General features: G+C 62.2%; 8 protein-coding genes. 6 read left to right on the top strand and 2 right to left on the bottom strand.

What is annotated here, in order from left to right:
- Nucleotides 1–58: 58 nt before the first annotated feature.
- From ACQRBT_RS23260 to ACQRBT_RS23250, 3 genes are all read left to right on the top strand, one after another.
- Nucleotides 59–1,942 carry a feruloyl-CoA synthase gene (locus ACQRBT_RS23260; protein ID WP_412045984.1) on the top strand — a complete coding sequence of 628 codons (1,884 nt, stop codon included), beginning with the start codon at nt 59–61 and terminating at the stop codon, nt 1,940–1,942.
- Nucleotides 1,943–1,951: 9 nt separating this feature from the next.
- Complete coding sequence (locus ACQRBT_RS23255) at nt 1,952–3,694, top strand: acyl-CoA dehydrogenase (RefSeq protein WP_412045985.1); 1,743 nt, start codon at nt 1,952–1,954, stop codon at nt 3,692–3,694.
- Nucleotides 3,695–3,778: 84 nt separating this feature from the next.
- Nucleotides 3,779–4,492 (top strand): GntR family transcriptional regulator, encoded by a 714-nt coding sequence (locus ACQRBT_RS23250; protein WP_412045986.1) that lies wholly within the window; start codon nt 3,779–3,781, stop codon nt 4,490–4,492.
- Nucleotides 4,493–4,498: 6 nt separating this feature from the next.
- Here ACQRBT_RS23250 and ACQRBT_RS23245 read toward each other — a convergent pair whose 3' ends face one another.
- Entirely contained in the window at nt 4,499–5,449 is a 951-nt protein-coding gene (locus tag ACQRBT_RS23245) for a PDR/VanB family oxidoreductase (RefSeq protein ID WP_412045987.1), read from the bottom strand.
- 27 nt (nt 5,450–5,476) lie between these two features.
- Nucleotides 5,477–6,538: a Rieske 2Fe-2S domain-containing protein gene (locus ACQRBT_RS23240; protein ID WP_412045988.1), complete on the bottom strand. Its 1,062-nt coding sequence runs from the start codon at nt 6,536–6,538 to the stop codon at nt 5,477–5,479.
- A 273-nt stretch (nt 6,539–6,811) separates the two neighbouring features.
- On the opposite strand from ACQRBT_RS23240, the gene ACQRBT_RS23235 reads away from it, so the two are divergent.
- From ACQRBT_RS23235 to ACQRBT_RS23225, 3 genes are read left to right on the top strand one after another with little or no spacing between them, the layout of a single operon-like run.
- Nucleotides 6,812–8,533 carry a ShlB/FhaC/HecB family hemolysin secretion/activation protein gene (locus tag ACQRBT_RS23235; protein WP_412045989.1) on the top strand — a complete coding sequence of 574 codons (1,722 nt, stop codon included), beginning with the start codon at nt 6,812–6,814 and terminating at the stop codon, nt 8,531–8,533.
- Between the two features lie 33 nt (nt 8,534–8,566).
- Complete coding sequence (locus ACQRBT_RS23230) at nt 8,567–25,675, top strand: filamentous hemagglutinin N-terminal domain-containing protein (RefSeq protein ID WP_412045990.1); 17,109 nt, start codon at nt 8,567–8,569, stop codon at nt 25,673–25,675.
- The gene (locus tag ACQRBT_RS23225; protein ID WP_412045991.1) at nt 25,672–26,061 is read left to right on the top strand and encodes a contact-dependent growth inhibition system immunity protein; all 390 of its coding nucleotides are present in this window, start codon (nt 25,672–25,674) and stop codon (nt 26,059–26,061) included. The genes ACQRBT_RS23230 and ACQRBT_RS23225 overlap by 4 nt, the downstream gene beginning before the upstream one ends.
- The last annotated feature ends 221 nt before the right edge of the window (nt 26,062–26,282 follow it).

The raw sequence follows: 26,282 nt of genomic DNA, 5'->3' as shown, positions 1-26,282 counted from the left end.
GTTGCGCGACATAACAATAAAGGCGGGCGTTTGACCCGCCTTGATGGAGGGCATCCTTGTGAGTTCCGAATTCAGACCGCAACCTCAGTCCGAGCCGCACCCGCCGCAGTACCGCGCGGTGTCCATCGGCCATGCGTCGGTCGAGGTCACTGAAGAACAGGGCGTGCTGCATATGCGTTCCCTGGAGCCATTGGCCGAGCTGCCGAGGCGCTTGCTGGATCGTCTGGTGCATTGGGCCGAGGTACGGCCTGAGCAGACGTTTATCGCCGCGCGCCAGGCCGACGGTGAATGGCGCAGAGTCAGCTACGCGCAGATGCTCGACAGCGTGCGAGCCATCGCCCAGAGCCTGCTGGGCTTCGGGTTGTCGGCGCACAAGCCCCTGGCGCTGCTGTCGGGCAACGATATCGAACATTTGCAGATGGCCCTCGGCGCGATGTACGCCGGCATTCCCTACTGCCCGATTTCGCCGGCGTACTCATTGTTGTCCCAGGATTTCGCCAAGCTGCGGCATGTATGCGACCTGTTGCAACCGGGGCTGGTGTTTGTCAGCGATGCGCCGGCGTATCAGCGTGCGATCGATGCGGTACTGCCTGCCGACACCCCGCTGATCAGTGTGCGCGGCGAGGTGCCGGGGCGTACCCACATCAGCTTTACGCGCCTGCTGCAAACACCCGGCGGTGCCGAGGCCGAGGCGGCGTTCAACGCCACCGGCCCCGACACCATCGCCAAATTCCTCTTCACCTCGGGCTCGACCAAGTTGCCCAAGGCGGTGATCACCACCCAACGCATGCTGTGCGCCAACCAGCAAATGCTGTTGCAGACGTTTCCGGTGTTTGGCGAGGAGCCGCCGGTGCTGGTGGACTGGCTGCCGTGGAACCACACCTTTGGCGGCAGCCACAACGTGGGCATCGTGCTTTACAACGGCGGCACCTTTTACCTGGACGACGGCAAACCCACGGCCCAAGGCTTCGCCCAGACCCTGCGCAACCTCAAGGAGATCTCACCCACGGCGTACCTGACGGTGCCCAAGGGCTGGGAAGAACTGGTCAATGCGCTGGAACAGGACGCCGAGTTGCGCGAGTGCTTTTTTGCCCGCATGAAGCTGTTCTTCTTCGCTGCCGCCGGCCTGTCGCAAAGTGTCTGGGATCGGCTTGACCGGGTGGCCGAGCGGCACTGCGGCGAGCGCATCCGCATGATGGCGGGGCTGGGCATGACCGAAGCCGCGCCATCCTGCACCTTCACCACCGGTCCATTGTCGATGGCCGGTTACATCGGCTTGCCCGCGCCGGGTTGCGAGGTGCGGCTGGTACCGGTGGATGGTAAGTTCGAAGGGCGCTTTCGCGGGCCGCACATCATGCCCGGGTACTGGCGGGCGCCTGAGCAAACCGCCGAGGCGTTCGATGAGCAGGGTTATTACTGTTCCGGGGATGCGCTCAAGCTCGCTGACCCCCAGCAACCGCAATGGGGGTTGATGTTCGACGGGCGGATCGCCGAAGACTTCAAGCTGTCTTCCGGGGTATTTGTCAGCGTCGGCCCGCTGCGCAATCGCGCCGTGCTTGAAGGCTCGCCCTATGTGCAGGATGTGGTGATTGCCGCACCGGACCGTGAGTGCCTGGGTGCGCTGGTGTTCGCCAGGCTCTACGAATGCCGCAGGCTGGCGGGCCTGAGCGCCGAGGCCAGCGACACCGAAGTATTGGCCTCGGCGCCGGTGCGCCAGTGGTTCGGCGACTGGTTGCAGCGCCTCAATCGCGAGGCCACCGGCAATGCCAGTCGCCTGGAATGGATTGCGCTGCTCGACGAGCCGGCGTCCATCGATCGCGGGGAAATCACCGACAAGGGTTCGATCAACCAGCGTGCGGTATTGCAGTGGCGTGCGGCGAAAGTCGAGGCGCTGTATCGCGGTGAAGACCCCACGCTGCTGCGTGCGGAACACACACGATGAGGTGGGCCGATGCCCAGCTATGAGGCGCCCCTGCGGGATATGCAATTTGTCCTCGAACATTGGCTGCAGGCGCCTGATGCGTGGCGCCGCAACCCGGCGTTCGAGGCGTTGGACCTGCCGCTGGCGCTGCAAGTGCTGGAGGAAGCCGCGCGCTTCAGCCAGGGCGTGCTGGCACCTTTGAACGCCCCGGGTGATCGTCAGGGCTGCCGCTGGCAGACGGGCCAGGTGAGCACCCCGGACGGCTTTGCCCAGGCGTATCAAGCCTATGTCGACGGCGGCTGGCCGGCGCTGGCCTGTGCTGAGGCGCTGGGCGGGCAGGGCTTGCCGCAGGTGCTCGACGCCGCCGTGCAAGAGATGCTCTATGCCAGCAACCACGCCTGGGCCATGTACACCGGCATTGCCCACGGCGCCTACCTGTGCCTCAAGACCCATGCGGCGCCGTGGTTGCAGGCGCGTTATCTGCCCGAGATCATCAGCGGCCATAGCTTGCCGACCATGTGCCTGACCGAGCCGCAGGCCGGCAGCGATGTCGGTTTGCTGCGCTGTCGCGCCGAACGCCAGGGGGATGGCAGCTATCGCCTGAGCGGCAGCAAGCTGTTTATTTCCGGCGGTGAGCACGACTTCACCGCCAATATCCTGCACCTGGTGCTGGCACGTCTGCCCGACGCGCCGCCCGGCAGTCGCGGTATTTCGTTGTTCCTGGTGCCCAAGTGCCTGGACGATGGCCAGGCCAATGGCGTGCGCTGTGAGGGCATCGAGCACAAGATGGGTATCCAGGGCAGCGCCACCTGCTCCCTGGTGTTCGACGCCGCCCAGGGCTGGTTGATCGGCGAGCCCCATCGTGGCCTGGCAGCGATGTTCGTGATGATGAATTCAGCACGCCTGCATGTCGGCCTGCAAGGCTTGGGGCACGTCGATGCGGCTTGGCAGCACGCCCGGCAGTACGCCGCTGACCGCGTGCAAATGCGCGCACCGTCACGGCCCGCGACAGTGCTGGCGCAAGCCGCTGACCCCATTCGTTATCACCCGGCCATGCGCCGCGTGTTGCTCGAGTTGCGCACCACCAGCGAAGGCCTGCGCGCCATCGGTTACTGGGCCGCGCACTTGCTCGATCAGGCTGAGCAGGGGCCGGACCCGGCGGCGGCCGCGTTGGCGTCGTTGCTGACCCCGATCATCAAGGCGTTTTTCACCGAACAGGGGTTTCGCCAGGCCAGCAACGCGTTGCAGGTCTTCGGCGGCTACGGTTATGTCACCGAGTTCGGTATCGAGCAAACCCTGCGTGACAGTCGCATCGCGATGATTTATGAGGGCAGCAATGAGATCCAGGCCAATGACCTGTTGCTGCGCAAAGTGCTGGGGGATGAGGGCCAGGCGTTTGGCTTGTTGCTGGCCGAGCTGCGCGCTGAAGCCGGGCAGGGCCGGCAGCATGCTGAGTGCGCAGGGTTTGCCGCCGCCTTGGACCGTCTCTGCGATGCCTTGGCCGATGCGGTGAGCGCCATACGCGAGCGGTCTGGCGAAGACCGAGAATACCCGTATCGGGCCGCGCCGGACTTCCTCCAGTTGTGTGGCGTAGCGCTGTTGGCCTTCGCCTGGGCACGGGCTGCGCGGGTCTCCAGGGCATTACCCGAAAGCGATCCGTTGCGTAACGCCAAGCTGCAAAGCGCCGGGTTCTTTTTCGATTACCTGCCGTCGCGGCTGGCCCAGCATCTGGGCGCAATCGAGGGGGCACGCGCGGCGCTGGCGTTCGTCTGATTGCACTGACTTGCAGCACGACGACTTGCGATCCGACGACTTGCGATACTATGGGGCGACCCACGTTTTCTGGAAGTTGCCTGGATGAGCAAGCCCGGCCAATTGGTGCTGATTGCACTGCGCAAGATGATTGCCAGCGGAGAGTTGGCGGCGGGTGAGCGCCTGATGGAAATTCCCACGGCGCAGCGCTTCGGCGTTTCGCGTATGCCCGTGCGCATGGCATTCCGTACCCTTGAACAGGAAGGCTTGCTGGTGCCGTTCGGCGGGCGTGGCTATCAGGTGCGGTCGGTCAGCCCCAGCGATATTGCCGGCGCGGTCGAAGTGCGCGGTGTGCTTGAGGGCCTGGCGGCGCGTCAAGCCGCCGAACGCGGTTTGTCCGATGACGCGCGCAGGGCGCTTGAGCGCTGCCTGGTCGAAGGCGATCAACTGTTCGACAAGGGGTATGTCACCGAGGACGACCTTGAGGTCTATCACGACCTGAACATGCGCTTTCACCAGGTCATCGTTGAAAGCAGCCATAACCCGGCGATTGCCGATGCCCTGGCGCGCAATGATCACCTGCCATTCGCCTCGGTGACGGCACTGGCGGTGGACCGCGAGGACATGGTCCGCGAATACCGCCGCTTCAACTATGCGCACATGCAACATCATTCGGTGTTCGACGCCCTGGTCAATCGCCAGGGCGCACGGGCCGAAGCGCTGATGCGCGAACACGCCAATGCGACGTTGCGCTATGCCGACACCTTCAGCTCAGCCACCGCCGACGCGCGCATGAAGGTGATTTTGCCCGCCTCGTGACATGCCTCAGAGATCGAGCACCAGCATTGGGGTTTTTGAGCGCGAGCAGCAGGGAGTGAATTGATCATTGAGCGCCTGTTCCTGCTCGGTGAGGAACAGATCACGGTGCTCCGGTACGCCGTCCAGCACGCGAGTCAGGCAGGTGCCGCACACCCCCTGTTCACACGACACGGCAATTGTGATGCCGTGGCTCTCCAGCACCTGCACCACACTCTGGTCGGCCGGAATCTCAAAGACCTTGCCAGAGCTGCCGATTTGCACCGAAAACCGCCCATCGAGGCGGCTGTCCACCGGCGCCGCCGAGAAGTATTCGCGATGCAGGCAACTGTCCTGCCAGCCCAGCGCACGGGCACTGTCGAGCACATGCTGCATGAACCCGCACGGGCCGCACACATACAGGTGGACGTCGTCTGCGGGGGCCGCCAGCGCCTGGGCGATATCCAGGGCCGTGTCGGGCTGTTCGTCAAAATGCAGGAACACCCGCTCGGCAAATGGCGACGCCTTGAGGCGCTGCACAAACGCTGCGCGTTCGCTGGCGCGGGCGCAGTAATGCAATTCGAAGTCGGCACCCGCCTGGGCGAGGTGTTCGGCCATGCACAGGATCGGGGTGATACCGATACCCCCGGCAAACAACACACTGCGTCGGGCGTCGTGCACCAGGGGGAACAGGTTGCGCGGTGCGCTGATGCTCAGGCGCGCGCCTGGCTGCATCTGTTCGTGCAGGCTGCGCGAACCGCCTCGTGAGGCGGGGTCCTTGAGCACGCCGATCAGGTAGCGATGACGTTCTTCAGGGTGATTGCACAGCGAGTATTGACGGATCAGCCCGTCCGGCAAGTGCACATCAATGTGCGCGCCGGCACTGAACGCCGGCAATGGGTTGCCATCGACACTGGCCAGTTCAAAGCTGCAAATGTCCTGGGCTTCATTGTTACGCGATACCACCACCACATCGATCATGTTCAGTCCTTCCTGCGTTGGGGTTATTCAGGCGGTGGTTGTGTTGATCAGGTGAGGTTCGACCGTGTGTTCCCTGGCAATCAGGCGTTCGAGGATTTTGCGTGACTGCACGCCGCCGGCGTCGATATTGAGCTTGAGCAAATTGCGCGTCGGGTGGGCAAGCAGGTTCTGTTGCTGGCGTTCGAGCATCTCCAGGTCTTCGCTGAAAATCTTGCCCTGGCCTTCGCGGATGCTCGCGGTCAGTGCCTCATCGTCGGGCTTGAAGTTGCGCGCCATGCCCCAGAAGTACCAGATCGAGGTGTCGGTCTGCGGGGTGATGAAGTCCACCACAATACTCGCCGCCTTGTGCTCGGCGGCCGCGTGGTAGCCGCCTTTGCCGGCATGGGCCACGCCGACTTCGATCAATACATGGCTGGGCGGGGTGAAGCGGCAGATCTGCCAGCGGTCCACGGGCACATCATCGGCGAGGTTGTTACCGCGCAGGGCCATGCGCCAGAACGGCGGGGCCAGGATGTTTTCCATGTGCCGGGCGGTGATGACTTCGTCGCCTTCCACGGTGGTCACGGGCGGTGCTTCGTCGATTTCCTTCTGGCCGATACTGGAGGCATGCACGTAGGTTTCGTGGGTCAGGTCCATCAGGTTGTCGATCATCAGGCGGTAGTCACACTGGATCTCGAACAACCCGCCGCCATAGGCCCACTCATCACTCACGGCCCATTCCAGATGTGGGATCAGCGCGGAATCGGCCAGGGCCTGATCGCCCGGCCAGACCCAGATGAAACCGTAGCGCTCGACGGCCGCAAACGTCTTGTTGCAGGGAAACCCGCGTACGCGCTGCCCCGGCATTTCCACCGTCTTGCCATCACCGCCCATCACCAGGCCGTGATAGCCGCAGACCAGGTTGCCGTTCTCGACATACCCCAGCGAAAGCGGCGCACCTCGATGCGGGCAGAAATCCTCGACCGCTACTACGGCGCCATCCAGGCCACGATAAAACACCATTTTTTCAGCGCAGATCTGTCGGCCCAAAGGCTTTTGCGCAATTTCATCAGGGGTGCAGGCGACGTACCAAGTGTTCTTGGGGTACATGACGACTCTCCAGGCGACGCGTTATTTTTATTTAATGGATCCATTAAATGGGCGGCTGGCTGGATAGGTCAACGCTAATGCGTTTATATATTGGGCGATTATCGGTCAATTGGGTTTCAGTGGATCCAATGATCCGTTCTTTGAAAGGACTCAAGGACGGGCAGGGGATCTGTGGCCGTGAAGCGGGGATGCACATTTAATTGACGCCACTATATCGCCACCCTATTATCGCCGCCGAATGATGGCACTGAGCCATGTAGAGGGATCTAATCGATGTGGCGTTTTGCACGCCGGACCAGGCTCAGCCTGCTGTCCGCTTTTTTTTGCCTGGGCGCGGGCGGGTGGGCGCAAGCCGCCACACAGCAGGCTACCCCAGGCATCACCGACCTGATTCGTGATCGCCAGGACCGCCTGCTCGAAGAGCAGCAACGGCGGCTTGAGGATCTCAAGGAGTTGCCGGGTAAATCCGCGACGCCTGCGACGCCGACAGGGCCTGCCGACACTCGTTGCTTCCCGATCAAAGCCATTGAGCTCTCCGGCGCTGAAGCGTTGTCCGAAGGCGAACGCAACCGCCTGATCAAGCCTTACATCGACCAATGCCTCGGCGTACCACAGCTTAACGAGGTGCTCAAAGTCATCACTGACCGCTACCTGGCCAAAGGTCTGGTGACCAGTCGCGCCTACCTGCCGCAGCAAGATCTCTCCAGCGGCCACCTCAAGATCCAGGTGGTCGAGGGCAAGCTGGAAAGCTTGAAGGGCGCCGAGGGCAGCGGCATCACCGACCGCCAGTTGGCGATGAGTTTCCCGGGCAAGAGCGGTGAGCTGCTCAACCTGCGCGAAATCGAGCAGATGGTCGACCAGCTCAACCGTCTGCCCTCGAACCAGGCGCAGATGGAACTGGCGCCGGGCAAGGCGGTGGGCGGTAGCGATGTGTTGGTCAAAAACACCCCGCAGAAGCCTTGGCGTGTGGGCCTGTCGCGGCATAACGGCGGCCAGCGCAGTACCGGCGAGCAGCAGTGGGGCGCGAGCCTGGATTGGGACAATCCATTGGGCCTGGCTGACCAACTGTCCTTGCGCGGCGGGCACGATGCCGTCAGCGACCATCAGAAAACCTCGCGCAATTCGATGCTCAACTACAGCTTGCCGTTCGGCTGGTGGAACCTCACCTACAGCTACACCGAGAGCGAATACCGCTCCCGGGCCGAGGCGAACAACTTCACGTTCAAGCAGACCGGCGACAGCCAGAACCACCAATTGCGCCTGGAACGCGTGATCCACCGCGATGCCCTCAGCAAAACCTCCCTGAGCACTGGCGTGGCCTACCTGCGCACGAACAACTTCATTGAAGACAGCAAGCTCGCCGTGAGCAGCAACCGTCTCAGCGAAGCCCAGTTCGGCATCAATCACGGGCGACGTATCGGTGAGTCGTTTCTCAACATCGACCTGGGCATGCAAGACGGCATTGGTGCATTCGATGCCCAGGCCAATCATCATCCAAAACCCGGCCAGGCCGATGCTCGCTATCGCAAATACACCGCCACGCTGAGCTACCTGTACCCCTTCAAGTTGTGGGGCGAGTCATTGAGTTTCAGCAGCCTGATGACCGGCCAGCACAGCGAAGACGTGCTGTTCAGCCCACAGCGCATGAGCCTGGGCGGGCAGTCGTCAATTCGCGGCTACAAAGACCAGATGCTCGCCGGCGACAGTGGCGGTTACTGGCGCAACGACCTGCGCTGGAGCCGCCCGGTGACCTGGGCCTGGCTGCAGCCGGTGCTCAGTGAGTACGGCACCAGCCTGGGTTACGACCAGGGCGTGATCAGCCGCGACCGCTACAACGCCGAGCAGCATGGGCGCATGAGCAGTAACTCGGTAGAGCTGTTTGCCCGTGGCAAGAACGTCGCCGCCAGCGTGACCTTTGCCCACTCTCTGGAACGACCGGCCGCCATCACTGAGCGTGAAGCGCCGATCTATTTCCGACTGGATTTCTTTCTTTAAATTTTTGACCGCCTTCGGGCAACGAGACATGACATGGACGTTCGCCAGTTCGCTTTCCTCGCGCGCCAGCCTTCTGCTGCCGTAAAAAGCCGCACCCACTTCCTGGGGCTGCCTAAACGAGGGTTGGCGTTGATCCTGGCCAACGCCATGTTCTGGCAACCGCTGCTGGCTCAGGCGGACGGTATCGTGGTCAGTGCGCCCGGCACCACGCTCGCGCAAGCGGGCAATGGCGTGCCGATCGTCAACATTGCCGCACCCAACGCCAACGGCCTGTCGCACAACCAGTTTCATGACTACAACGTCGGTGCCAACGGGGTGATCCTCAACAACGCCACCGACCGCACCCAATACACCCAATTGGGTGGCATCATCGTCGGCAACCCGAATTTCCACGGCAGCGCCGCCAACGTCATCCTCAATGAGGTCAACGGCGGCAGCCCCAGCCAGCTGCGCGGTTACACTGAAGTGGCGGGGCAGTCGGCCCATGTGATTGTCGCCAACCCCTACGGTATCAGCTGCAATGGCTGCGGTTTCATCAACACCCCGCAAGCCACGCTGACCACCGGCAAGGCCGTGATCGAAAACGGCCAGATCAACCGCTATCAGGTTGACCAAGGCACTGTCGCCATCGATGGCGCCGGCCTGAATGCGAGTAACGTCGACCAGTTCGAAATCATCACCCGCGCCACCACGATCAATGCGCAGATCCAGGCGAAAAAACTCACCATCGTCGCCGGTCGCAACGATGTGGACGCACGCACCTTGAATGCCACCGCGCGCGCAGCGGATGGCAGCCAGGCACCGGACCTGGCCATCGACTCGTCGGCGCTGGGTGGGATGTATGTCGGCGCGGTCAAGCTGATCGGCACCGAGGCCGGTGTTGGCGTGCGGTTGTCGGGCGACATGGTGGCCGGTGGTGATATTCGGATTGACGCCGCAGGCAATGTGATCATGGGGCAGACCTCCGCCGGTACGGCGCTGGCGGTCAATGCGGCCAGTGTGCAAGCCAAGGGCGCAGTGTATGCCGGCACCGATTTGTCGGTGAAAACCCAAGGCGCACTGGCCAACCAACAAACCCTGGCCGCCAAGGACAGCCTCACGCTGGACGCGGGCGGGCGATTGACCAACAGCGGGATTATCGAAGCCGGCGTCAACCCCGACAACAGCCGCAATGCCCAGGGTGATGTGCGCCTGACAGCCCAAGCCATCGACAATACCGGCAAGACCATCATTGCCAGTCGCGACCTCAGCCTCGACACCGGCGAACTCACCAACCAAGGCGGCACCTTGAGCGCTCAGCGCAATGCGCAGCTGAGCGCCACGAGCCTGGACAACCAGAACCAGGGCCGAATCTTGAGCGCCGGCAGCCTCGGCGTGAACGCGGGGCAGTTGCTCAACAGCCAGGGCGGCCTGTTGACCAGCAGCGCAGCACTGACGGCAACGGTCGGCCAGTTGATCAACCGCAATGGCGAACTGTCGAGCCTTGGCCAGGCCAGCTTGCAGGTGGCGATGCTGGATAACGTGGCAGGCCTGGTGTCGGCCGGGCAAACCTTGAACTTGAATGCCAGTTCCGCCATCAACAACCAGGCCGGGCGGATCGCTGCGCACCAGGCCGTGCAGTTGAATGCCGCTTCCCTGGACAACAGCCAACAAGGATCGCTGACCAGCCAAGGCACGCTCGCTGTTGAACTCAGTGGCAGCCTGGCCAACCAACAGCAGGGCCGTATCGAGTCCAGCGGCAACGCGACAGTCAAGGTCGGTGCACTGGATAACCAGCAGGGTGGGGCGCTCACCAGCGGCCAGGCCCTCGACCTGACGGCGGGCGCGGTGAATAACAGCGGCGCTGGTCGGATCGCCAGCGCTCAAGGCTTGAACGCGAATCTCGGCAGCCTCGATCAACACGACGGCGGGCGTTTATACAGCAACACCGACTTGAGCCTGAACCTCAACCAGGGTCACCTGGACAACCGCAACGGGCTGATCAACGCCGCTGGGCAGTTGACCCTTGGCAACCTCAACAGCGTGGATAACCGCCAAGGTGAGATTTCCAGTGCGCGGGCGTTTACCGTCGCCGCACGCACGGTCGATAACGCGGCCGGCAAGCTGCTCAGCGACCAGGGGCTGACCCTGCAGATTGCCCAGGTCTTGAATAACGGTGCGGGGCTGATTGCGGCCGCCGGCCTGCAAATCGATGCCGCCGGCCTAGTCAATGACCAGAACGGCAGCCTGAACAGTCGCGCTGCGCTGAACGCTCGGGTCACGGGGGTGCTGGATAACCGTGGCGGCAGCGTCAGTGCTGTCGGCGCGAGCCAGGTCAATGTGGGCAGCTTGAACAACGGCGGCGGCCGTATCTCCAGCCAGCTCGGGCTGGCGCTGGACCTCAACCGTGGGCACTTGGACAATCAGGCAGGCGTGATCGGCACGCCCGGCCAGTTGCTGCTGAACAACCTCAATACCGTCGACAATCGCAACGGGGAAATCTCCAGCACTACCGGCTTCACGCTGCAAGCCGACAGCCTGGATAACCGCGGCGGCAAGGTCTTGAGCGAGAAGTCGCTGATGCTGGCCGTTGCCCAGGCGTTGAATAACGCTGCAGGCCGGGTGAGCGCCGCATCGTTGCAGGTACACGCCGGCAATCTCGACAACAGCGACGGTCATCTTGTGGCGCAGAACGGCCTGACCCACGACGTCGACGCCACACTGCTCAACCGCAATGGCGAAATCCTGGGCCGCGATGTGCGGCTCACGGCGGGCGTGCTGGACAACGCCCAAGGTCGGATACAGGGCGACACTCTGCTGAAGATCAACAGCGGCGACCTGAGCAATCGCAATGGCACCCTGGCAAGCAGTCAGACCCTGCAACTCACTGCGGCCAGCCTCGACAACACCCTTGGCAAGCTCACCAGCAATGCCGCGTTGACCGCCGCCATTGCCGGTCACCTGCTTAACCAGAGCGGGTTGTTCAGCGCAGGCACCGACCTGCAACTGAACAGCGCCGACCTGGACAACCAGGGCGGCCAGCTCAGCGCCGGCGGCGCCCTGCAATTGCGCACCGGGTTGCTGGATAACAGCAGCGGCGGGCGTATCAACGGCCAGCGCCTCAGCGCGAATGTGACCGGCCTGGACCAGCACAACGACGGTCGTCTCTACAGCCAGGGCGACTTGAGCCTGGACCTCAATCGCGGCTATCTGAACAACCAGGGTGGATTGATCAACGCACCGGGGTCGTTACTGTTGAATAACCTCAACAACGTCGACAACCAGGGCGGGGAAATTTCCAGCGCCACCGGCTTCAGCCTGCAAGCGGACAGCCTGGATAACACCCTGGGTAAGGTCTTGAGCGAGCAGGCCCTGACCTTGCGTATCGCCCGTGCGCTGGCGAACGCCAAAGGCCTGGTGTCGGCCACAAGCCTCGACGCCCGAGCTGGGAGCTTGAGCAACCAGGGCGGCAAATTGTCTGCGCGTACCGCGTTGAACCTCGGCGTCGATGGGCTGTTGGATAACCGCAGCGGCGAGTTGCTGGCCAATGACCTGGCGTTGACCGCCGGTTCACTCGACAACAGCGCAGGGCGCGTCCAAGGCGATCGCAGTGTGGCCCTCAGCAGCGCTGCCCTGATCAACCAGCACGGCACCCTGGCGGCCGGCGAGACCTTCACCCTCAATGCCGCCAGCCTGGATAACAGCGAAGGCACGCTGACCAGCGACGGCGCCCTGACCGCCGTGATCGCCGGGCAGTTGCTCAACCAGGCAGGCTTGCTGGCTTCCACCGGTCATCTACGCCTGAACCTGGGCAGTCTGGATAATCAACGCCAGGGACGCATCAGCAGCAAAGCCGACCTGACCCTCGTCGGCACCACGCTCGATAACCGCAACGGCAACCTCGCAGCGGTCGGTGTCTTGAAAATCAACGCGGCCAGCCTGGATAACCGCCAGGGCAGCGTGTATGCCAACCAGAATCTCGACCTGGCGTTGGACGGTGCCCTGAACAACAGCCAGCAGGGACGCTTGCGTGGTGATGCCCAATTGAGCCTGAAGGCAGGCCAGGTGGATAACAGCGACGGTGGGCGCATCAGCGGCGGGCAGTCGCTCAGCGCCAGCGTGACGGGGTTGGACCAGCACAACGATGGTCGCCTGTTCGGCCAGGGCGACGTCAGCCTGGATCTCAATCGCGGCCATCTGAACAATCAGGGCGGCGCCATCACCGCACCGGGTCAATTGCGGCTGAGCAACCTCAACAGCGTCGCCAACCAGGGCGGGGAAATCTCCAGTAGCCGGGCGTTTACCCTGGCGGCCGATGCGCTGGATAACCGCAACGCCAAAGTCCTCAGTGAACAGGCGCTGACCCTGCGAATTGCGCGCGCCCTGGACAACACCCTGGGCCTGCTGTCCGCCCAGGCGCTGGACCTGCGTGCCGGCAGCCTGGACAACCTCGGCGGCACACTCAGTGCGACTGACGGCCTGACGGTGCAGGTCGACGCTGCGCTGGACAACCGCAACGGTAAACTGTTGGCGCGCACCGCCTCGGTCAATACCGGCTCCCTGGATAACCGAGAGGGCTTGCTCCAGGGCGATGCCACGCTGAACCTCACCAGCCTTGGCGCCCTGGATAACCGTCAGGGCCTGGTGTTTGGCGCCCAGGCGCTGGACATCACGGCGGCCAGCCTGGATAACAGCAGCGGCAAACTCTATTCCAAGCAACAACTGGCCGTGTCGGCCAAGGGCGCGTTGGGCAACGCTCAAGGCACGCTCAACAGCGATGGCACCCTGGTGCTCACGGCCGGGCCGGTAGACAACAGTGCCGGCGGGCGCATCACCAGCCAGCAGCAACTCACGGCGTCCGTCACGGGCCTTGACCAACACAGCGATGGCCGCCTCTATAGCCAGGCGGGTGTGAGCCTGGACCTCAACCACGGCCACCTGAACAACCAGGGCGGCTTGATTCATGCCCCCGGTGCGCTGCTGCTGAACAACCTGGCCAGCGTGGATAACCAGGGCGGCGAAATCTCCAGTACCCAGGCGCTGACGTTCAGCGCCGACAGCCTGGATAACCGCGCCGGCAAGTTGCTCAGCGAACAAGGGCTGATCGTGCGCATTGCCAAGGCCCTGGACAATACCAAGGGCCTGGTTTCCGCCACTGGCCTGGACTTGCGCGCTGATCGCCTGGTGAATGCCGAGGGCTCGCTCAAGGTCCGCGACAACCTGACGGCGCAGGTCGACACGGCACTCGACAACCGCCAGGGCGAAATCCTCGGCGCAAGTACCACCCTCACGGGGGCGTCGCTGGACAACAGCCAGGGGCTGATCCAGGGCGACAACCGGCTCACCCTTGAGCACTCGGGCGCGGTAGCCAACCGCAACGGCCGCCTTGTCACGGGCCAGGTCTTGAACCTGAGCGCCGGCAGCCTCGACAATACCCAGGGCAAGCTCACCAGCGACGGTGTCCTGAGCGCCTTGATCAGCGGTCAGCTGCTCAACCAGGCGGGGCTGTTGGCCGCCACTACCCAGCTGCAATTGACGGCTGCCAGCCTGGATAACCAGGCCAAAGGCCGTATTACCGGCAAGAATCACCTGAACCTGAGCGTCGGCCAATTCGACAACCGTGGCGGCAGCGTCGCGGCGGTGGGGCAATTGCAGGTCAACGGCACCACGCTGGATAACCGTGACGGCGGCTTGCTCAACTCAGGCCAGGCCATGACCCTGGCGGTGGACACGCTGGATAACCGCGCCGGGGAAGTCTCCAGCGTCACCGACCTGACGCTCACCGGCCAGCAGTTCGACAACAGCGCCGGCGGGCGCCTGCTGGCTAACGGCGACATGCAGTTGACCCTGCAGCGCTTGAACAACCAGCTCAAGGGCATCATCTCCGGGCAGCAGTCGATCAACCTGAACGCCGCGCAATGGGACAACAGCGCCCAGGGCAGCCTGTACGCCAGGCGCGGCCTCGGCATCACCTTGAGCGATTACCTGAACAACCAGCAAGGTGCGCTGCGCAGCGATGGCGGCCTGAACCTGCTCGCGGCCAGCCTGGCCAATGACAGCGGGCGTATCAGCAGCGCCGCACCGCTGGTACTGACCACCTCGGGCGCGATCAGCAACCAGAAAGGCGAGTTGCTCAGCGCGGTCGCCTTGACCTTGGCCAGCGCCAGCCTCGACAACCTGGGCGGGAAAATCATCGGTGACGGTGCCGTGCAGGTCACTACCGGCGCTTTCAACAACCAGCAGGGCGGACGGCTGACCAGCGCCGAGCGCCTCAACCTGGCGGCAGGGCAGGTGGACAACCGTGGACAGGGTCGCATCGCCAGCGCCAACACCCTCACCGCCAGCATCACCGGGCTTGACCAGCGCGGCGGGGGCCAGCTTTACAGCACGGGTGCGCTGACCCTGGACCTGAACAAAGGCCACCTGAACAACGCCGCAGGCTTGATCAGTGCGCCAGGCCAGCTGCTGCTCAAGAACCTGGCGACGGTCGCCAACCAAAGCGGCGAGATCTCCAGCAAACAGGCGTTCACCCTGGCCGCGCAAAGCCTGGATAACATCGACGGCAAAGTGCTGAGCGACCAGGCGCTGGACCTCAAGATCGATCAGGCGTTGATCAACCGCAACGGCCAGGTTTCTGCGGCCGGGCTCACGGCTCAAGCGGCAAGCCTGGACAACAGCGAGGGCGTTTTCAGCAGCTCGAAAGACCTGAGCCTGGCGTTGGCCGGTGACCTGCTCAACGTCGACGGCGAAGTCTCGAGTGCCGGCGCCAGCGTGGTCAACGCCATGACCTTGAACAACCACAACGGTCAGGTGATGGGCGATGTCAGCCTCGACCTGGCGATCCAGGGCGCACTGGTTAACCAGGCGGGCACCCTTGGTGCCGCCCAGCGCCTGCAAGTCACGTCGGCGAGCCTGGACAACAGCCAGGCCGGCAGCCTGGTCAGCGATGGCAGCCTGCGCGTGAAAGTCGACGGTTTGCTGGACAACCAGGCCAAGGGCAGTGTGATGGCCAAAGGGCTCATGGACATTCAGGCGGTGAGCCTGGACAACCGTGGCGGGCGTGTTTCCGGGCAGAACCTGCTGACCCTGCGCGGCACTAGCCTGGATAACCGCGCCGGCGCGATCCGCGCCAACCAGGACCTGAACCTCTACGTTGGCCAGTTGGACAACCGCGAGGGCGTGCTCAACAGCAAGCAGGCCCTGGGCATCACGGGCCAGTCGCTGAGCAACCAGGGTGGCTTGCTCAGCGCCGCAGGTCCGGTACGTCTGGCGCTGGAAAACGCCAATAACGACAAGGGGCGCATCGCCAGCCAGGCCGACCTGGACGCTACCATCGGCATCTTGACGCAACAAGGTGGCGAGCTGGTTGCCCAAGGCAATCTGGCCCTCACCGGCACCCGCCTCGAGAACCGCGACGGTGCTTTGGTCGGGGCCACAAAAGCGCTGAAACTCAAGGTCGACAGCGTCGATAACCGGGCCGGCGAAATCTCCAGCCAGATAGACGCCGAGCTCAGCGGCCAGCGCTTGGACAACAGCGGCGGCAAGCTGCTGGCCGGGACAGCGCTGCAATTGGCCGTGGCCCAGGTGATCAACCAGGCCAAGGGGCTGGTGTTCGCCCAGGATGCACGCTTGACCGGCACGCGCCTGGATAACGCCCAAGGCACCGTTGCCGGCCAGCGCTCGCTGGCGATTCAACTGGCGGCGGGGCTGGATAACAGCTACGGCAAGATCAGCAGTGAAGGGACGTTGCAACTGCTCGGCCAACGCATCGATAACACCGGCGGCAGTGTTTCCAGCGCCGGTACGCTGGACATCAGCAGCGCCAATGAGCTGCTCAACCAGGGCGGTATCCTCGAGACCGCCCAAACCCTCGCCCTGACCAGCGCGAGCCTCGACAACAGCCAGCAGGGCCTGATCAAAAGCCAGGGCGCCGCGACCCTGGACACCGGCCTGTTCAACAACACCGTGGGCGGGCGCCTGATCAGCGCCGACAGCCTCGACCTCAAGGCGGCCCAGGTCAGCAACGCCGGCCGCATAGCCAGCGCCGGCAGCCTGAACGCCAGCCTCACCGGCCTCACCCAGCAGGGTGGCGAGTTGTTCAGTAACACCCAACTGAACCTGGATTTGAACCACGGTGACTTGAACAACGCCGGTTTGATCAATGCACCGACCCTGGTGCTGAAAAACCTCGGCAACCTCAACAACCAGAACGGTGAGATCTCCAGCCAGAACGCTTTCACCCTGGCAGCGCGCAACCTCGACAACAGCAACGGCAAGCTGATCAGCAACCAGGCGTTGACCCTGCGCATCGACCAGGCCCTGGCCAACCTCAAAGGCCGTATCAGCAGCGCCGGCCTCTACAGCCGCAGTCTCAGCCTGGACAACACTGAGGGGCTGGTCAGCAGCCGAGGTGTCCTGGACCTCAGTGCCGGCGACCTGATCGATAACCAGCGCGGCACCCTGATGGGCGACGGCAAGGTGTTACTGGGCAGCGCCAACCTGGACAACCGTGGCGGCGAAATCGCCGGCAAGGCTGAACTGACGGTCAACGCGAACCGCCTCGACAACCAGCAAGGCCAGTTGATCGGCACCGACACCCTGCACCTCAGCGGTGCCAGCCTCGATAACCGTGGCGGCCTGGTCGGCGCCACAAAAGCGCTGACACTCGACGTGGCCGGCATCGACAACCGCGCCGGTGAATTGACCAGCAACGCCGACGTCAACGTCACCGGCCAACGACTGGATAACAGCGACAACGGCCAGGTCTTCGCCGGCAGTGGCCTGAACCTCAGCGTCGATCAACTGCTCAACCGCCACGGCGGTCAACTCAGCGGCCAGCGCCTGATGCTGGCGGGCACCGGCTTGGATAACAGTGGCGGCAAGCTCCTCAGCCAACAACCACTGCAAGTGGAACTGGCCGGCGACCTGGACAACAGCCAGGGCTTGCTGAGCAGTGAGGGGACCCTCGACGTCAAGGCGCGCAGCCTCAACAACACGCAGGGCAGCCTCTCCAGCGCACAGGGCTTGAGTGTCGAAGTCACCGGCCAACTGAACAACCAGAACGGTGAACTGGTCACCGATGGCGCCCTGGTGCTGCGCAGCACCGGCCTGGGTAACCAGCAAGGTAGCCTGAGCGGTAAAGGGCCGGTTGCGGTCACCACCGGCGTGCTGAATAACCAGAGCGGGCGCCTCAACAGCGGCGACACGCTCAACCTGAGCGCCGGCCAACTCAACAACGGTGGCAGCATCGGCAGCGCCAAGGCGCTTACGGCCAGTGTCACGGGCCTGGACCAGCAGGGCGGCAAACTCTTCAGCAACACCCGCCTGAGCCTCGACCTGAACAACGGCCAGTTGAACAACCAGGGCGGTCTGATCAATACCCTCGGCCCGCTGCTGCTCGACAACCTCAATGCCGTCAACAACCAGAACGGTGAAATCTCCAGCGCCCAAGCCTTCACCCTGGCCGCGCAAAGCCTGGACAACAGCAACGGTAAACTGCTGAGCAACCAGGACCTGACGCTGCGCCTCGCCCAGGCACTGGCCAACGTCAAGGGCCTGATCGGTGCGGCCAGCCTCAACTCACAGGCAGGCTCTGTGGACAACCGCGGCGGCACCCTGACCAGCCGCAGCGACCTGCAGCTGACCAGCGAGGGTCTGCTCAACAACCAGGACCAGGGCTTGATCAGTGCCAAGCAGGCGCTGACCCTGACCAGCGCCAACCTGAACAACCAGAACGGCAGCCTGCTCGGTACGGCAGGCGTCACCCTCAGCGCCATGGCGCTGGACAATCGTGCCGCCGGCCTGATCAACAGCCAGGGCACCCTTAACCTGAGCGCCGCCAGCCTGGACACCGGCAGCGGCGGCGAGGTCTCCGCCAAAGGCGCGATGGACCTGAACCTGAGCGCCCTAAGCCTGGCGGGTGGCCGTGTCATGGGTGAACAACGCGTCACCCTGGACCTGAACAACAACGACCTGGATAACCGCAACGGCTTGATCCTCGCCAAAGGCCCGTTGACCCTCAACCGACTGCGCACCTTCAACAACCAGAACGGCGAACTGTCCAGCCAGCAAAACCTCGCCCTGAGCACCGGCACCCTGGATAACAGCGGCGGCAAGCTGATCAGCAGCCAGGTGCTGACCGTCAACGCGACCAACCTGCTCAACCAGAGCGGCCTGGTTTCCGGTTGGCAGGGTCTGAACGTCTACGGCGGGCGCCTCGACAACCGCAACAACGGCACCCTGTCCAGCCGCAGCGGGGCAGTCGACGTGGGCCTTTCCGGCGAACTGCTCAATGGTGGTGCCGGTGCCCTGGTCAGCCAAGGGCAACTGAGCGTACGGGCGGTCAGCCTCGACAACAGCGGCGGCATCCTGTCCAGCGGCGCCGGGCAAAGCCTGGTGATCAGCGCCGGGCTGAACAACGCCAACGGCGGCCTGATCGACAGCGGCGCCGACCTCGACCTGCAAGCTGCCACCCTCGACAACCAGGCCGGCACCGTCAACGCGCAGCAGGCGCTCACCGTGACCGGCACCGACCTGCACAACCAGGGCGGCACGCTCGCCAGCAACGGCCGCTTGACCCTCAACCTGCTGAGCATCCTCGACAACACCAATGGCAAGCTGGCCAGCGCCGGCCCGTTGCTGTTGCAGCGCGCTGCCCAGGTCAACAACCAGGGCGGCCAGATTGCCAGCCAGGGCCTGCTGACGCTGCTCACCGGCGGCCTCGACAACCGCCAGCACGGCACCATCGCCGGCAAGGACCGCGTAGCAATCACCAGCACCGGCGTCCTGCAAAACGACGCCGACGGTTTGATCTACAGCCAGGGTGCAGACCTGCAAGTCAAGGCTGCCAGCCTGAGTAACCGGGCGGGCGTGGTACAGGGCCAAAGTGGCTTGAGCCTGGATGTCAGCGGTGAGCTGGATAACCAGGATGGCAAGCTTCTGGCGCAAAGCGGTGATGTCAGTGCCAAAGCCAATACCCTGAACAACCAGGGCGGCACACTCGCCAGCCTCAAGGGCCTGTTGGATGCCAACGTGGCTGACAGGCTGCTGAACGGCTATAGCCAGGTCGGCAAGGCCGGCGTGATTCAGGGCCAGCGCTTGAACCTGATCGCTGGCAGCGTGGATAACCAACACGGGCGTATCGCCGCGCAAAATGGCGACGCCGTGGTCAACGCCAATTATTTCGCCAACGCCTACGGCGGGCTGTACGCCAAGGACCTGCTGCGGGTCGGCGGTGCGGGGCTGGACAACAGCTTCGGGCAAATGGCGGCGAACCGGGTTGAATTGGGGCTCAGCGGCCAACTTAGCAACCACTCGGGGATTATCGAGAGCGACACCCTGCTGAATGTGCAAGCCGGCAGCCTCGACAACCAGGGCGGCCAATTGCGCGCCATGGGCAGCGGCGGCAAGACCGACTTCCAGGTCGGCGGCGTATTCGACAACCGCAACGGTCGCCTGGAAACGCGCACCAGCGACCTCACCCTCAATGCCGCAAGCTTCCAGAACCAGGGCGGCAGCCTGCTGCACAGCGGCACCGGCACGTTTGATATTGCCACCGCGAACCTGACCAATGCCGGGGGCACTGTCGTCACCCAAGGGGGCTTGACCCTGGCCGCTGATACCTGGACCAACAGCAGTGTGATCCAGGCTGGGCGTTTGACGGTGAGCGTCAATACCTTGAATCAAGCCGCAGGCGGCCAGTTGTTGGCGTCTGACAGCTTCGTAGGCAGTGGTGGTAACTGGAACAACGATGGCTTGATCGCCAGCGATGGCACGGCCCAATTGACGCTGGCCGGCAGCTATGGCGGCAATGGGCGTTACAGCAGCGTGGGTAACCTGGGCCTGAGTGCCGGGCAAGTGAACTTGAGCACGGCGGCGAGTATTGCCGGCGGACAGGACAGCACGATCAACGTGGGCGGCCAGTTGACTAACGCCGGGCGTCTGACCTCGGCCAACAACATGACCGTCACGGCAGCAGATGTCAGCAACACCGGCACACTGGCGACAGGCGCCAATCTGACCCTCAGCAGCAACACCCTGCTCAACAGCAATGGGTTGATCACCAGCGGCGGCGACATGCAGTTGCTGGCCACCCGCTTTACCAACACCTACGCCGATGTTTACGGGCTGGGTAATGTCCTCATCGCCAAAGATGCCAGCCAGACCAAAGCCGATTTGCTGGATAACCGTTCGGGCACCGTCGAGAGTGCGAAAAACCTGACCGTCAGTGCCATGACCGTCAATAACGTCAGGGACGTGTTGGAATATTCGGGGCATGAAAAAAGTTCGGTCAAGATCACCGAACTCGACTGCAACCTGATCCCAGGTGCGGGATGTGACTTCCGCAGCAAAGGCCGTCGAAATGGTCTGTGGCAAATCGATGAAATCGATCGCTTGAACGTTACCCGCAGCAGCGTGGCCTCGGCGCTCAGCAGCGGCGCTGACATGCAGATCGACGCCCAGACGCTCAACAACCTGAGCAGCACCATTGCTGCCACGGGCAACCTCACCGCCAACGCGACCACTATCAATAACCAGGGTGTGCAAGCCCAGGAGATCAAGACCACCCGCACGTATTGGAACTTTGTCACGCAAATCTTCCAGGCGCTGCCGGCGGCCGCCAACTTCAATGCAAAAAATAGCCCTGCGCCCTCGGCGACCGTCGAAGCAGACCTCAGCTATTTCCTCAGCCTCATGGGGGGCGGCAAGCTTTCCGAAAAAACCACCACGCTCAATAGCGATGGCCAATCCTACGATGCGGTCATCCAGGCGGGGGGCAACGTCGCACTGAACGCTGCCCAGAACATCAACAACAGCGTGGTGCGTCCTTACTACGCCTATGTAGCAGCCGGCCGCACGAAAACCGATACAGGCGCAGGAAGTGGCTATTCGACGGCGATCTCCATCAATTCGCAGTTGCCTCCCAACCTGGCCCAACAGCAAGTGAACCCCCTCGCGCTTCCGGGCTTCAGCCTGCCCACCGGCCAGAATGGTTTGTTCCGCCTGAGCGGGCAGGGCGCCAGCAGCGGGCAAGCAGCTCAAGCTAATGCCGGGCCTCAGAGCTGGACCCTTGGCGCCGCCAGCGTCGGTTTGGCGCAACGCCAACAGACCCTTCCTGAAACCCAGGGGCGGACGATTCAGTTGGAAGAGGTCACCCAGCTCTCCGCCAACAGCCGACAGGTATCGGTTACGGCCCGCGAGGCCAGCGGAATCAACGCCAGGGCCAGTGCCGTTAACATCGCCGGCATAGGCAATGCCGATGCGGTCACGCTGCAACCTGGCCGTACCAGCGGCGGCGATATCACCCAGGTCGATGGCATCAACACCCAAAACCCTGTTGAAGGCTCGCGGCCGACGGTTGATGTCTCTCGTCCGAATGTCGACCTGTCAGGCCTGACGCCCGCTGAGCGCGACGCCCGTATCGTGCTGACCACACCCGATGGAACGTCGTCTGGCGGCACCCGCCCTGACCAGAACGTCCCAAGCCTCTCAACTGCTGATCGCGCGACCAGCGTTGTAGCCGTTGCGCCGAGTAGCACGCGCCCCGACCTTGACCTGCCGGGCCTGATCCCACAGGCTCCTGTTACACCGGTTAGTGTCGTTGCGCCGCAGCCATCCGTGGTGGTTCCGGTGGCGCCTCTGCCACGAGAGACCCCGTCGGTCACGCCGCCAGTCGATCAGCCTGGCGCAAGCGTCAGCAGCCGACCTGCCGTGGTCGCAGTTGTGCCATCTGCGGCTGAACCGACTCCGGTTGCCAGCCAGACCGTCAACCGGGTGCAGGGTCTTCCAGACAAGAGCGCGGTGTCGCAGCCGCACAAATACTTGGTCGAAACCAACCCGGTGCTCACCGGCATGAAGCAATTCATGAGCTCGGACTACCTGCTGTCCGGGCTGGGCTACAACCCGGACGAGAGTGCCAAGCGCCTGGGCGATGGTTTCTACGAACAACGCCTGGTTCAGCAAGCCGTCGTCGCACGTACCGGCCAGCGTTTCCTCGATGGGCAAACCAGCGACGAAAAGCTGTTCAAATACTTGATGGACAATGCCATCGCCAGCAAGCAAACGCTGAACCTGGCGGTAGGTGTCAGCCTGAGCTCCGAGCAAGTCGCGGCGCTGACCCACGACATCGTCTGGCTGGAAAAAAGCGTGGTCAACGGCGAAGAGGTGCTGGTGCCGGTGCTGTACCTGGCCAACGCCAACAACCGCCTGGGGCCCAACGGCGCGCTGATTGCGGGCAATGACGTCAGCCTGATCGCCGGCCAGAACCTGAACAACGTCGGCACCTTGCGTGCCGGCAACAACCTGTCGGCCAAGGCCGGCAACGACCTGGTCAACAGTGGCTTGATCGAAGCGGGCAACCGACTGGACCTGCTGGCGGGCAACAACATCGTCAACAAGGCCGGCGGCATCATTTCCGGACGCGACGTCACCATGACCGCCGTAAATGGCGACGTGATCAACGAACGCACCGTCACCGGCCACGACAGCAGCGATGGTGTCATCAGCGAACACAGCGACTTTCTCGACAGCGCCGCACGTATCGAAGCGGCCAACGACATGAGCATCAGGGCCGGCCGCGACTTCTCCAACCAGGGCAGCGTGCTGCAAAGCGGGCGCGACACCACCATCCAGGCCGGCCGCGACCTGAGCTTCGGCTCAGTGGAGCAGGCCAACAGCAACGCGAACCTCAGCGCCCGCAACAACAGCCGCTCCGTCACCCAGAACGGTTCGTCGGTGACGGCGGGTCGCGACCTGTCAGCGATTGCTGGCCGCGATCTGACAGCAATTGCCAGCCAGATGGATGCCAAGCGGGATGTGGCGATGTCGGCGGTGGGCGACCTGACAATGGCTTCGGCGGCGGACGAGCAGCATTCGGCGTTGAACCTGAAGAAGGTCAAGGCGCAGGAAGACCATGTGAGCCAGGTGGGCACGTCGGTCAAGGCTGGCGGGGATGTTTCGCTGAGTGCTGGCAAGGACCTGGCGATGATTGCCAGCCGCGTCAGTGCGGGGGATGAAGCGTATTTGGTGGCGGGTGGAAAGCTGGGGTTGCTGGCGGCGGAAGACAGCGATTATTCGCTGTATGACATGAAGAAGAAGGGGAGTTTCGGGAGCAAGAAGACTCAGAGGGATGAAGTCACGCAGGTCACCAACATCGGGAGTGAGATCACGAGCGGGGGGGATCTGACGCTCAAGAGTGGTAGTGATCAGGTGTATCAGGCGGCCAAGCTCGACAGTGGTGAGGATATCGCGATTGTCAGTGGTGGTGCGGTGACCTTCGAGGGCGTGAAAGACCTCAAGCAGGAAAGCCACGCAAAAAGTAAAAGCAGCCTTGCCTGGAACAGCATGAGTGGCAAGGGCAATACCGATGAAACCGTCAGGCAGACCCAGATGGTTGCCAAGGGCGACATCATCATCAAGGCTGTTGACGGTTTGCACATTGACGTCAAGCAGGTCAATCAGCAGACCGTCAGCCAGGCAATTGACGCGATGGTGAAGGCCGATCCGCAGATGGCGTGGTTGAAGGACGCCGAGAAACGCGGGGATGTTGATTGGAAGCTGATCAAGGAAACGCACGACTCGTATAAGTACAGCAACTCCAGCCTTGGGCAGGGGGCGATGCTGGCGATCATCATCATTGTCACGGTATTGACGGCGGGGGCTGCCAGCGCCGGGGTCGGTTCGCTCGCAGGTGCAACGGCGGGATCTGGTTCTGCGATGGCAGCCGGAACTGCTGCTACTGCGGCAACTGCTGCGACGGCAACAACGGCGGCTACGGCCGCGACTGCGGCAACTGCCGCGGGTTGGGCTAACGTCGCCCTAACTTCAGTAATCACCTCTGCGGCCAGTGGCGCAGCGATTAGCACAATCAATAACAAAGGCAATCTGGGCCTTGTGTTGAAGGATGTGACATCCACCGATGCCTTGAAAGGCTATGTGGTTGCAGGTGTTAGTGGTGGCATGAGCGGTTTTGATCTCAATATGGGCTCAAGACTCGCTGTGAGCGCAGCGCTTAAAACTGTGTCGAACGGTGGGAATTTTGTCGATAACCTTGGTCAAGCGGCAATTGGCCTTGCATCTGACGCTCTCACAGGAGCGATTTATGACAAGGTTGGTGATCGTTTGCTTGGCACTGGCTTGTCTACGAAAGTTGCGGTTCATGCCATTGTCGGTGGATTGATTGGCGAAGCAGCAGGAGGTGACTTTGCGACATCGGCACTTGCTGCGGGTGCGAACAAGGCGCTGATTGAGCAGTACGGTGACGTAATGTTCCCCGGTATCGCGCACGATCAAGTTCTGGCAATGACTTCCCAGTTGTTGGGAATGACCGTTGCGGCAGTAGCAGGAGGAAATGAAAAAGCTCAAAACGTTGCAGGCTGGGTTGCGCAACAAGCGACAGTCTTCAACCATCTTGGACACCAAGAGGTAGAGGCGTTAATCCAAGAGGCAAGAACTTGTGCTGACAATAGCAACTGCGATGAAGTGAGAGATAAGTTTGCATCCTTGAGCGACGCAAATGACAAGGCACTGAAATCATTTTGTGAGCGTAGCCCCAAGGATTGCTTTGCTGCATCAAAAGATTACGTAGCGGACTACAGTAAGACCCACGAACTCATCTCTCAAGCCCGAGTCGACGCCACCATCCCGGATGATATGAAACGGGTGCTCACGGTGGTTCAGCTGACCAATATGACGGCCCAGCTTCAGATTGTAGAGGCTGGGATCGCGTCTGGGGTGGTGCAAGCAGCGGGTGATTTTGCTGCAGGGTTGGGTTTCAGTATTGAGCCTGATAAGGTTAGCGACGTTGCTAAGTGGGCTGCGATTGTATTTGGAGCAGGAAAGGCTGGTGCAAAAGGGGCTGGAGACACTCTGGCTACGCTGAGTCAAGGCCAAAAAAGAGCTATCGGAAAAATTGACAATATTCTTAATAATTTCAAGGATAGTGATATTACGGGAACCTTAAAGGATATGGCTGGTAATCCTGTTCCGAAGCCTGGCGGTGGTTATTGGGATCACCTAAAAGAGATGAACGACACTCTTCGAGGTTTGCGGAACCATGCGGAAACCTTAAAGGGCGTGAATGAACCGTCAGCGCAAGCTGCACGCCAGCGAGCGGTCGATACTATCGATCGTATTGAGTCAGCTTTAAATGGTGCCGGGATATGACGTTTCGTGAGTTGGAAAGACTTACTCAAATTGGTTGGTTGCCAGAAGACAGCCCTTCGTCTTTGACCGAATGGTACCATTTGGTATGCGATACTCCACTAGGTCATTTAAGTATAGGGGATGTATGTCGCGCAATTAGGCAAAATCTTTTTGTTAATGAATTGTTACCCTTTGCTGTGATGTTGCTACATGATGATGTGTTGGCAGGGGAGAAATACGACGGCGAGCTGCTTGCAGCTCTTGCAAGTGTGAGTGCAGAGTGTTGGCAGGGAAACAAAAGTTTGGCGCAAGAAGCCGCTTGCGCTTTAGCCGAAGTGAATAATTTAAGCCAAGATCCCGAACTGTTAAAGGATGCTTCGACTTTGATGAGAGCGCTTGGCGTTTAAGTAGTTTGTAAGTTGGTGCAAAAGGTATTCCAAGCATAAGCCGCAGTACCGAAATAACGGAGCTGTTTAGCTCTTCGGGTACAAGGAGTGGTATTCAAATCGGAGACCGCTCGCTCATTGAGGTTCCAAGCACAGGAAATGCAAAAATATTTTCTGGTGCCACAGATGTGGAAGTTAAACAGTATTTTTCGCAGTTGACAGGCTCGACGCAGTTGCCGTCT

This window comes from Pseudomonas sp. R19M (assembly GCF_050312585.1).
Taxonomy (GTDB): Bacteria; Pseudomonadota; Gammaproteobacteria; order Pseudomonadales; family Pseudomonadaceae; genus Aquipseudomonas; species Aquipseudomonas palleroniana.
This window is presented reverse-complemented; position numbering and strand designations above follow the sequence as displayed.

What these genes read in the sequence shown, in the direction of transcription:
- ACQRBT_RS23255 (WP_412045985.1), top strand. Translation starts at nt 1,952, where the DNA reads ATGCCCAGCTATGAGGCGCCCCTGCGGGATATGCAATTTGTCCTCGAA.
- ACQRBT_RS23230 (WP_412045990.1), top strand. Translation starts at nt 8,567, where the DNA reads ATGGACGTTCGCCAGTTCGCTTTCCTCGCGCGCCAGCCTTCTGCTGCC.
- ACQRBT_RS23240 (WP_412045988.1), bottom strand. Translation starts at nt 6,538, where the DNA reads ATGTACCCCAAGAACACTTGGTACGTCGCCTGCACCCCTGATGAAATT.
- ACQRBT_RS23250 (WP_412045986.1), top strand. Translation starts at nt 3,779, where the DNA reads ATGAGCAAGCCCGGCCAATTGGTGCTGATTGCACTGCGCAAGATGATT.
- ACQRBT_RS23245 (WP_412045987.1), bottom strand. Translation starts at nt 5,449, where the DNA reads ATGATCGATGTGGTGGTGGTATCGCGTAACAATGAAGCCCAGGACATT.
- ACQRBT_RS23225 (WP_412045991.1), top strand. Translation starts at nt 25,672, where the DNA reads ATGACGTTTCGTGAGTTGGAAAGACTTACTCAAATTGGTTGGTTGCCA.
- ACQRBT_RS23235 (WP_412045989.1), top strand. Translation starts at nt 6,812, where the DNA reads ATGTGGCGTTTTGCACGCCGGACCAGGCTCAGCCTGCTGTCCGCTTTT.